Origin of the sequence: Sneathiella sp. (assembly GCF_029233945.1) — a bacterium.
GTDB lineage: Bacteria > Pseudomonadota > Alphaproteobacteria > Sneathiellales > Sneathiellaceae > Sneathiella.
Window position 1 is genome coordinate 35,597 of sequence record NZ_JARGOQ010000030.1, and the last position, 9,223, is coordinate 44,819.

Sequence of the window (9,223 nt, forward strand, 5' to 3'; positions counted from 1 at the left end):
GACTAATCGGGACACTGGATCATTATGAAAGCAAGGCGTTTTTCACTGGCATTGGGGCTGGTTCTTCTGAGTACACAGTTTGTTCAGGCGAGTTTTGAAAAAGGGCAGGAGGCCCTTGATCGAGATGATGCCTCCACGGCAATTGAAGAATGGCAGCCGGTGGCACAGCGCGGCGATGCCAGGGCACAATATGCGCTTGGCCAAATTTTTGAGAAAGGATCGGATGGCGTTGAGGCGGATATCGTTGAGGCCTATGCCTGGTTCAAGCTTGCCGCCGCTCAGGATTTTGAGGAAGCAAGCGAAGCAACCGAGCGGCTTCGGGGTTTAATGTCTACGGACGATCTGCGCGCGGCGCAGACACGGTCCCTTGCGACATTGGGGCTCTGGTATCGTGATTTTACGGGGCAGGATGAAGCGGCTTTTCAAGAAGCCAAGGCAACGATGGCTGTGCCCGAGCAGCAGTCTGCAGCCGTTACCGAGGATACACTTGCCGAGCAACGGGCCGCCGCGCAGCGTGAGTTGATCGCGCAACGCAAAGCGGATGCGGAGGCAAAAGCAAAAGCGCTTGAGGAAAGCCGTCAGGCAGCCATTCAGGCCGCGCAGGCGGCCGCTGAAGAAGCCAAGAGTCAGGCCGAACTCAGAGAGCAGAAGATTGAGGAGCAGCGCCGCGCCATTGCCCAGAAGGATAACCAGCAAAGCCAGACCAGTCTCGCCGCAGCAAAAGCACGCCTTGCAGACCTGATGGCCAAGCAGCAGGGCGGCGCAGCCTCGGCCTCAACTACAGGCGGAACGGCGGTTGCGGCCGCATCCCCGACGGCAGCGCCAGTAGCGGCGGCAAAGATTGAGCCCAAAGCCGCAGAAACTATGCAGGAAGTCTCGGCGATGACCGATAAGTCAGCCGTGAAAGCGGTGGCCCCCGAAGCTAAAGATGCCAGTGCTCCTGCGCCGTCAACAACGAAAGAAATGGCTGTTACGCCGAAAGTATCAGCGGAGCCGCAAAAAGTAGCTCTTGCAACCACTTCCGATGCTGTGAAAAGCCCCGTTGCGGAAAAGGTGACGGAACCCCCTTTGACCGAATCTAAGACAGAGACCCTGACCGCGCTTAAATCGCTTAACGGGCTGAATAAGGACGCAGTTGAGGAAATATTCGAGCAAGCGAAGATTGCAGATCTTGATAATGCAGAGGCGCAAACAGAAATCGAGGTATCGCTGGTGCGGATTGAGGCGTTGAAATGGTCGCTTATTTCCGGCGCGAAGGGCGATCACGCCGCCCCAAAAATGAACAAAGTACTGATGTCCAAAATGTCTCCAGTACAAATCGCGGAAGCGAACCGACTCGCCGGAGAGTGGCTGATCGAACGGCAAAAGCAGCTCTAACTATCTGATTTCCAGCGGGTTGCCGCTTTAAGGTCGCTTTCACGCTCCTTTACCCAGTTGGTCTCCCCACGGGCGTTCACTTCCTGTTTCCAGAAGGGGGCCTTGGTTTTCAGCCAGTCCATCAGGAAATGCGCGGCCTCAAACGCATCTTGACGATGCGGGGATGCCGTAATTACCAACACGATAGGCTCACCAAGTGCCATCTCCCCATAGCGGTGAATGATCAGGCAATCCTGCAGGTCCCAGCGTGCCCTCGCTTCTTCTTCAATTTTTGCAAGCTCCCGTTCCGTCATGCCGGGATAATGCTCCAGACTGAGGCCGGTGACTTTACTTCCGTCATTGAAATCACGAACGAGACCGGTAAAGCTGACGACAGCGCCAATATCCGTGCGTCCGTTCGTCATTACTTCTATTTCTTTGCCAATATCGAAGATGTCGGGCTGGACGCGGATCATGCTACCCTCCCGTTACCGGCGGGAAGAAGGCAACCTCGTCTTCTTTTCCAAGGACTGTATTGCCGGTAATATATTCCTGATTTACCGCAATCCTGACGACTTCCAGATCGCTGAAAACCTCCGCGAAGGAAGGTCCGCGCGTTTTCATCCACCGAACAAGGCTATCGGTATCGCGGCATTCCTCCGACCAGGGGACGGATTCCGAGGTCATCTGCAATTTGGTTTTCAGCCAGGCAAAATAGAGAATTTTCATCTCATCAACTCCGAAAAGGGAAGGAACGTAACCAGATCCCCTTTGTCTATATAGGTGACATCATCCCCGATTTCGATCAAGCCATTTGCCCAGACCGCAGATGATAGAATGCCGGAACCTTCGGTCGGATATTTCTCGGCTCTGCCGGTGCCATCATTCGTGACATAATAGCGGCCCCGAAGCCATTCTGTGCGACCAGACTTCTTCTTCATGATGAAATCTGCTGCCACTTTGAAGGCAAGGGGTGGTTCCATATTCGCGCCGCTTAAGATTTTGATTAACGGGCGGACAAACATCAGGGTGCAGACGAGAGCAGCGATCGGGTTTCCCGGCAGCCCGACAAAGGCTGTATTGCCAATCTGACCAAGCGCCAGCGGGCGCCCCGGTTTTATGGCAATACGCCAGAAATGCAAATGGCCGATATCACTGAGCGCCGTTTTGACGTGATCTTCATCCCCCATGGAAACACCGCCGGAGGTGAGGACGAGGTCATGATCTTTGGCGGCCTCATTCAGGGCGGCGCGGACGATGGGAAGGCGGTCTTTCAAGATACCAAGGTCTGTGACAGAGCATCCAAGATTGTCTAGAAGACTGGCAAGGATCAATCGATTGCTGTCATAGATGCTGGTGGGGGAACCCGTCTCCCCGGGATTGATCAATTCATCCCCCGTCGAGAAAAGCGCGACTTTCAGGCGCTTGAAAACTTTAACCGATCCCAGCCCGACAGAGGCAAGATACCCAAGTTCCTGCGGGCGAAGGCGTGTGCCTTTCTCCAGCAAGACTTTGCCTTCGCGAATATCCTCTGCCATCTTGCGGCAGTTGGCACCCGATTTAAGGCCTGTCGGCAGGATTACTTGCTTACCCTGCCGCGAGACATCTTCTGTCATGGCGACGGTGTCCAGCCCTTCCGGCATGATGGCGCCGGTCAGTATCTGAATGACTGCATTCGGAGTGAGGGCGCCCTTCCAGGGATGGCCCGCCTTGCTCTGTCCAATAACGTCACGCGGTTTGTCGGGGCCTTTTGCATACTCTTCAAACCGAAAGGCATAACCATCGACGGCGGAATTATCGGCTGGCGGCACATTGCGAGGGGACGTGATATCCGCCGCCAGAATGCGGCCTTCGGCATCAAATAGTGAGATATTCTCCGTGGCGACAACGGTCGCGGCAGCGGCGGATATTTTCTCAAGCGCCTCCATCGCGCTGATCATCTCCGACGGATTGGCGAAACAATCGTTAGCCAGCCGTGCCATGGGCGGCCACCTCCAGCTTGAAAAACTGAACGATGAACTCTGCGATGGCATTTTCATCGTTTAAATCGAGAACCGGGACAGGGGCCGTGTAGGAAAGTTCGGGTGTTGCCAGCGCGACAATACTGCTATCTGAGGAAACCCTTGGTTCTGTGCCGCTTTCCCGGCGCCATACTTCGATTTTTGGAAAGTCTTCCGACTTGAACCCCTCGACCAGAAGGATATCGACAGGGACCATCTTGGCGATGAGATCGTCAAGGCGCGCCTCGCCGCGGTCATGGTTTTCATGCATCAGCGCCCAGCGGCTTGAAGATGAAATCAGCACTTCCTCGGCTCCGGCTTCCCGATGTCGATATGAATCCTTGCCCGGCGTATCAATATCGAATTTATGATGCGCATGCTTGATGGTCGAGACCTTGAAGCCGCGTTTGATCAATGCCGGGATCAACCGCGTCAACAGAGTGGTTTTGCCGTTTCCGCTCCAGCCTGAAATACCGATGATATTCATGCGTCAATTACCCATATCCGCGTGATTACGACCCTTCGTCCATCATATGCTTCAGGCCAAGGCGCAGATAGTCATATCCAGTCCAGACCGTCAGCAAACCGGCGATCCAAAGCAATATCTGACCGATGAGGATGGCATCGAACTGACCGGCAACTGCGGGGCCGCCCAACAAAAAGCAAAGGGCAAATATCTGGGCGGCCGTCTTCCATTTGGCAAGTTTGCTGACCGGCATGCCGATCCGCAACTCCGCCAGATATTCACGCAATCCCGACACCATTATCTCCCGACAGAGGATAATCGTGGCGGGGATAAGGTCCCACTCTCCAATGCGTCCGATCCCGACGAGAACGAACAGTACCGAGGCAACAAGCAATTTATCCGCAACGGGGTCCATAAACCGTCCGAGATTTGACGTTTGGCGGTAGCGCCGCGCGAAATACCCATCCAGGAAATCTGTTATTCCGGCGGCGATAAAAAGGCCAAGCGGTACCCAGCTTCCCAACTTTCCCGGCAGGAAAAGGGCTGCCAACAGAAGAGGAATGACAACGATACGAGAAAGTGTCAGTAAATTCGGTAAGCTTGATAGCATGGATTATCTGACGCAGACGGTTGGTGAAAAAAACAGTATAGGCACCCGGCAAGGCGAATTAAAGAGCAGAAATCAGCTTTCTTCATGGAAAAACTGATAGATGGTTTCAGCAGTTGCACGGGATATGCCTTCCACCGCCTGCAGATCACTCAATGCGGCCTGTTCAACCCCCTTGGCGGAGCCAAACCGGTTGAGAAGTGCTTTCTTGCGTTTGGCACCGATACCCGGAATTTCATCCAGCGGGGAGCGGCCAATTGCACGTGACCTTTTCGCCCGATGCGTTGAAATGGCGAAGTGATGCACCTCGTCGCGAAGCCGCTGTAGGAAGTAAAGCGTGGGGTCCTTCTCTGGCAGGGAAAAGGGGGCTTTGTCCGTCATGAAGAACCGCTCCCGCCCGGCGTTACGGTCCGGCCCCTTGGCGATGCCGACCAGGGTCACATCATTAATCTCAAGCTCGTCAAAGACCTCCTGCACGACACTGAGCTGTCCCTGGCCCCCATCTATCAGGATCAGATCGGGCCATTGTTCCCGCGAGCCGGAAGCCGCGGGGCCGGCCTTGTCCGGGTCTTCTTTTTGCAGACGGGAAAAGCGCCGTGTCAGAACTTCGCGCATCATGCCATAGTCGTCTCCGGGCGCGAGCGCAGTATTCTTAATGTTGAACTTGCGGTAGGCCTTTTTCTCAAAACCTTCCGGCCCGGCGACAACCATCGCACCAACGGAATGAGCGCCGGAAATATGGCTGTTATCGTAAACTTCAATCCGGCTCGGCGGCTCGGCAAGGCCGAATGCCTCCGCTACTCCATCCAGATGTTTGCGCTGTGTCGCATTCTCCGCCATGCGTCGGGCAAGCGCGCCTTTCGCATTCAGAAGCGCATGCTCGACCATTTCCCGTTTTGCGCCCCGCTTGGGCGTTTCGATTTTGACGACACGCTCTGAGGCGATCGACAAAGCCTCCCCGATCAAATCGGCATCCGTGAGACCGTGGCTTGTCCATATGCGCCGAGGTGCGCTTCGTCCATCATAAAATTGACCGATAAAGGCGCTCAGGACATCAGCTGGATCGTCGTCCTTATTGTGGCTTGGATAATGGGCGCGGTTGCCAAAATTCTGTCCGGAACGCAGGAAAAAGACCTGAACGCAGGTCTGGCCACCTTCCTGATAGGCTGCGATGACATCAACCTCCTCAACCCCCGGCAAGTTAATCGTCTGCTTTGACTGGATATGTGCCATTGCTTTAAGCCGATCACGCTGAACAGCCGCCTGCTCGAAATCAAGGGCATCACTCGCTGCCCGCATCCGGCCTGCAAGTTTTTCCTGCAGCATATGGCTTTTGCCCGACAGAAAGCTGCGCGCTTCATCGACAACATCGAGATAATCGTCACGGCTGATGAGCCCAACGCATGGGCCGGAGCAGCGCTTGATCTGATATTGCAGGCAAGGGCGAGTGCGGTTCTGAAATTCTGAGTCCGAGCAGGAGCGTAAAGGAAATAGTCGTTGAAAGGTTGCAAGTGTTTCGTTTACAGCTCCGGCGGAGGCAAAGGGGCCGTAATATTCGCCCTTACGTGACCGTGCGCCGCGATGTTTGGTGATTTGCGGCCATTCATGATCGCCGGTAATCAGGATGTAGGGAAAAGATTTGTCGTCCCGCAAGATAATGTTATAGCGCGGCTTCAGGTTCTTGATCAGATTCGCTTCGAGGAGAAGTGCCTCCACCTCGGTATGGGTTGAGACAAATTCCATGGAGCGGGTGAGGGAGACCATGCGCATAATGCGTGTCGACTGGCCCGCCGTCTTCACATAGGAGCTAACCCGGTTTTTGAGGTTCTTGGCCTTACCGACATAAAGAACCTGACCCGCCGAGTCGATCATGCGATAGACGCCGGGAGAGGTGGGAAGGTTCTTCAAAAACCGCTCGATCACCTTCGCGCCGCGGCGGAACGGTGATTCGCTGTTGTCGTCGGTCGATTCTGAACTTTGCTGCATCATTAATATTATCAGGTGGCCAAAAGCTGCGATAGGTTAGTAGGTAGACTTAAAACGATTTTCAGTAAAACACTCTAACCCCCTTATTCGAAAGAGACATTAGAGATCAAAAATTTTGCTCCAATTTTAGCTGTTACAGTTTTTTTACACTATCCACGACTCCTGTGGAAAACTTTGTGCATAAGCCGCTCACATGCTGCTGCAGGGCATGGTAAACCTAGCCTTTGACGGCCCTGCCTAATTTTTAAGCATTTTTATAACTATTTGAATTATATAGTAATTTTAAAAGTCAAGCTAGAGGTTCCAGGAAAAATGTAATTTTTTTCGAGTATCGCAGGGGAACTAAAGGGTTTCCGCCGGAATGTGCACAACTATTGCCGAGATTTCGTCAAATTTTACGTTTTTTATGTTTTCTTCGCCGGACTTAAGACTTCCCGCGAATAATTTCAACGCCAACGCTTGTCGTGTTTTTGATGGCGTTAAGCTTCTCGACTTTTACCGTCACCAGACTCACTCTTTCATTTTCGAGGCAGATCGCGGCGGTTTTCTCGGCAAGTGTCTCGACGAGGTTAATATGCCCGTTTTTTGCCATACTGGTGACGTGATTAGAGATCGTCTCGTAGCAAACCACATTCTTGTAGTTATCGGCGAGCGGGGCATGGGAATCGGCAACCGTCATCTCGATATTGAAGCGAACGGGCTGTGGCGTAGATTTCTCATGCGCGTAAACACCGATCAGCATGTCCACCATAAGGTCGTTGATAAAAACCTTATGCGTTGAAGTGGGCCGGGTCATTTGCCCGGGATAAAGAACATTGGCAGTCGTTGGTTTATTCATGCGCACCTTCTTTCGCCTCACTTTGATATATTGGTAGATGCTGGCCACCATCAAGGGAAACAAACTCACCTGTCATCGATTTCGCCGCCAGGATAAACTGGACCGCGAGGGCAATTTCCTCAGGTGTTGGTCCATACCCTAGGGGAACTGATTTTTGCTGCTGTTTGAATTGCGCCGCCGTCTGTCTTGTATTTGCCAGAGTAGGGCCCGGACCAATGGCGTTGACGCGGATATGTGGAGCGAGCGCCATTGCCGTGGTTTGCGTAAGCGTCCAGAGCCCTGCCTTGCTTAAGGTGTAGGACATGAATTCCGGGCGTAGGTTGAAAACCCGCTGATCGGCAATATTGATGATATTCCCTTGCACTCCCTTGGGGCATTGCCGGGCAAATTCTTGGGTGAGAAGCATCGGTGCCAGAAGGTTCGTATCGAGATGCTTGTGGAAGCTTTCCGCCGTCACGTCGGTAATCTCATCTTTCTCAAATACAGCCGCATTGTTGACGAGGCAAGTCAGGGGACCAAGAATCCCAGTTGCTTCTGGAATGATCTTTGCTACATCGGCAGCATCTGCCAAATCTGCTTTGATAAGCGTGATATTCACGTTTGAGGTGCTGAGCTCGTCTTTTAGGGTTTCGGCTTCCGTAGACGACTGGTGGTAATGCAGGGCGATACCCCAGCCTTTGTCGGCAAAGGCACTGGCAATGGCGCGACCGATACGTCGGCCCGCCCCTGTAATTAAGACGTTATTTGGCATTCACGCGATGTTCCAATTTTATTTTCTTAGTGCACCGGTGCGGCATAGACGCCAGACATACCATAAAACTGCGCCGTGACATAGGCGACATAGGCAATGCAGAAAGCGCCACCCAGAACCCGACCGATGGGTTTTTTGGAAATAAAAATCGGGATCATGAGAAGCGAGACAAACAGCATGATCCAAAGATCGAAATGCAGGATCTGTAAGGGTGCCTGCATCGGCTCGACGATTGCTGTCGCGCCGATGATGCCTGTAATGTTGAACAGGTTGGAGCCGAGCACATTGCCGATGGCAACATCCCCATGGCGGCGAAAGGCGGCAATGATCGACGTGGCGAGTTCTGGGAGAGAGGTGCCGAGCGCGACAAGCGTCAGGCCGATGATTTCGTCCGAAACGCCGGCAATTCTGGCAATGGTTTCCGCACCCTGCACAAGCAAATGCGCCCCAAGTATCAGGCCGAGTAGGCCCATTAGAACGAAGAATATGCTGACGAAGAGGTTTTTCGGCATATTCTGTTCATACTCTTCCAGGGCTTCTTCCGCACCTTCGTCGCCCTCTTTGCGGGCGCGATAATAGGAACGGAGCACGACGGCAGCAAGGAAGCCAACAAGAAGAGCGCCTTGCCAGAGCTGGATCACACCGTTCCATGCCAGAACCATGAAGAGGATGGAGCCGGAAACCATGATAAGACAGTCGCGCAGTGCAGAACGCGTGTCACAGACCAGTGGGTAGATCAGGGCGGGGACGCCGATGACCAGCAAGATATTGGCAATATTACTGCCGATTACATTCCCGAAGGCAATTCCCGGCGCACCATCAAGTGCGGCCTGAATACATACAACCAATTCCGGGGCCGAGGTGCCAAACGCGATTATCGTAAAGCCGATAACCAGCTTGGACACGCCTAACTGCTCGGCAAGGGCAACCGAGCCCCGGACAAGGAGTTCACCGCAAACCAGAAGGATAACCAGACCAGCAGCTACTTGTAGGTACATCATAAAGGGCATACACCCCGGGAATAATTTCCCGTTACACTCATCCCGTCACCACTGTTCCAAGAAGACAATTGGTTGTTATATAGACATGGCCAGGTAACAGTAAAAGGGGAAAAGGCGCTAAATTCGTGCCTTTTCAGGTGGGAGAGTGGTTTTGTGCGACGGTGTTGCCGGGGTGTCGCGGGATATTTGCAGGCTTGGCGCTAATATTTCCGTTCGAT

The 9,223-nt window shown here is 53.4% G+C and carries 10 protein-coding genes; 1 reads left to right on the forward strand and 9 read right to left on the reverse strand.

Annotated features, from left to right (window positions below):
* Nucleotides 1–24: 24 nt before the first annotated feature.
* Nucleotides 25–1,377, forward strand: a complete 1,353-nt coding sequence (locus P1U71_RS11070) for a hypothetical protein (RefSeq protein WP_301105670.1) — start codon at nucleotides 25–27, stop codon at nucleotides 1,375–1,377.
* Here P1U71_RS11070 and P1U71_RS11075 read toward each other — a convergent pair.
* From P1U71_RS11075 to P1U71_RS11115, 9 genes are all read right to left on the reverse strand, one after another.
* Nucleotides 1,374–1,832, reverse strand: a complete 459-nt coding sequence (locus tag P1U71_RS11075; RefSeq protein WP_301105671.1) for a molybdenum cofactor biosynthesis protein MoaE — start codon at nucleotides 1,830–1,832, stop codon at nucleotides 1,374–1,376. The genes P1U71_RS11070 and P1U71_RS11075 overlap by 4 nt on opposite strands.
* Before the next feature lies 1 nt (nucleotide 1,833).
* Complete coding sequence (moaD, locus tag P1U71_RS11080; RefSeq protein ID WP_301105672.1) at nucleotides 1,834–2,085, reverse strand: molybdopterin converting factor subunit 1; 252 nt, start codon at nucleotides 2,083–2,085, stop codon at nucleotides 1,834–1,836.
* Nucleotides 2,082–3,338, reverse strand: coding sequence for a gephyrin-like molybdotransferase Glp (gene glp, locus P1U71_RS11085; protein ID WP_301105673.1), 1,257 nt, complete (start codon nucleotides 3,336–3,338; stop codon nucleotides 2,082–2,084). Before glp ends, moaD begins: the two co-directional genes overlap by 4 nt.
* Nucleotides 3,322–3,843, reverse strand: coding sequence for a molybdopterin-guanine dinucleotide biosynthesis protein B (gene mobB, locus P1U71_RS11090; RefSeq protein ID WP_301105674.1), 522 nt, complete (start codon nucleotides 3,841–3,843; stop codon nucleotides 3,322–3,324). Before mobB ends, glp begins: the two co-directional genes overlap by 17 nt.
* A 25-nt stretch (nucleotides 3,844–3,868) precedes the next feature.
* On the reverse strand, nucleotides 3,869–4,432 hold the full coding sequence (pgsA, locus tag P1U71_RS11095; protein WP_301105675.1) for a CDP-diacylglycerol--glycerol-3-phosphate 3-phosphatidyltransferase: 564 nt from the start codon (nucleotides 4,430–4,432) through the stop codon (nucleotides 3,869–3,871).
* 72 nt (nucleotides 4,433–4,504) lie between these two features.
* Nucleotides 4,505–6,415 (reverse strand): excinuclease ABC subunit UvrC, encoded by a 1,911-nt coding sequence (gene uvrC, locus P1U71_RS11100; protein WP_367281177.1) that lies wholly within the window; start codon nucleotides 6,413–6,415, stop codon nucleotides 4,505–4,507.
* Between the two features lie 424 nt (nucleotides 6,416–6,839).
* Entirely contained in the window at nucleotides 6,840–7,253 is a 414-nt protein-coding gene (folB, locus tag P1U71_RS11105) for a dihydroneopterin aldolase (RefSeq protein ID WP_301105677.1), read from the reverse strand.
* Complete coding sequence (locus tag P1U71_RS11110; RefSeq protein WP_301105678.1) at nucleotides 7,246–8,004, reverse strand: SDR family oxidoreductase; 759 nt, start codon at nucleotides 8,002–8,004, stop codon at nucleotides 7,246–7,248. Before P1U71_RS11110 ends, folB begins: the two co-directional genes overlap by 8 nt.
* Nucleotides 8,005–8,030: 26 nt before the next feature.
* Entirely contained in the window at nucleotides 8,031–9,005 is a 975-nt protein-coding gene (locus P1U71_RS11115; RefSeq protein WP_301105679.1) for a calcium/sodium antiporter, read from the reverse strand.
* Between the last annotated feature and the right edge of the window lie 218 nt (nucleotides 9,006–9,223).

What these genes read in the sequence shown, in the direction of transcription:
- P1U71_RS11070 (WP_301105670.1), top strand. Translation starts at nt 25, where the DNA reads ATGAAAGCAAGGCGTTTTTCACTGGCATTGGGGCTGGTTCTTCTGAGT.
- P1U71_RS11075 (WP_301105671.1), bottom strand. Translation starts at nt 1,832, where the DNA reads ATGATCCGCGTCCAGCCCGACATCTTCGATATTGGCAAAGAAATAGAA.
- moaD (WP_301105672.1), bottom strand. Translation starts at nt 2,085, where the DNA reads ATGAAAATTCTCTATTTTGCCTGGCTGAAAACCAAATTGCAGATGACC.
- glp (WP_301105673.1), bottom strand. Translation starts at nt 3,338, where the DNA reads ATGGCACGGCTGGCTAACGATTGTTTCGCCAATCCGTCGGAGATGATC.
- mobB (WP_301105674.1), bottom strand. Translation starts at nt 3,843, where the DNA reads ATGAATATCATCGGTATTTCAGGCTGGAGCGGAAACGGCAAAACCACT.
- pgsA (WP_301105675.1), bottom strand. Translation starts at nt 4,432, where the DNA reads ATGCTATCAAGCTTACCGAATTTACTGACACTTTCTCGTATCGTTGTC.
- uvrC (WP_367281177.1), bottom strand. Translation starts at nt 6,415, where the DNA reads ATGCAGCAAAGTTCAGAATCGACCGACGACAACAGCGAATCACCGTTC.
- folB (WP_301105677.1), bottom strand. Translation starts at nt 7,253, where the DNA reads ATGAATAAACCAACGACTGCCAATGTTCTTTATCCCGGGCAAATGACC.
- P1U71_RS11110 (WP_301105678.1), bottom strand. Translation starts at nt 8,004, where the DNA reads ATGCCAAATAACGTCTTAATTACAGGGGCGGGCCGACGTATCGGTCGC.
- P1U71_RS11115 (WP_301105679.1), bottom strand. Translation starts at nt 9,005, where the DNA reads ATGATGTACCTACAAGTAGCTGCTGGTCTGGTTATCCTTCTGGTTTGC.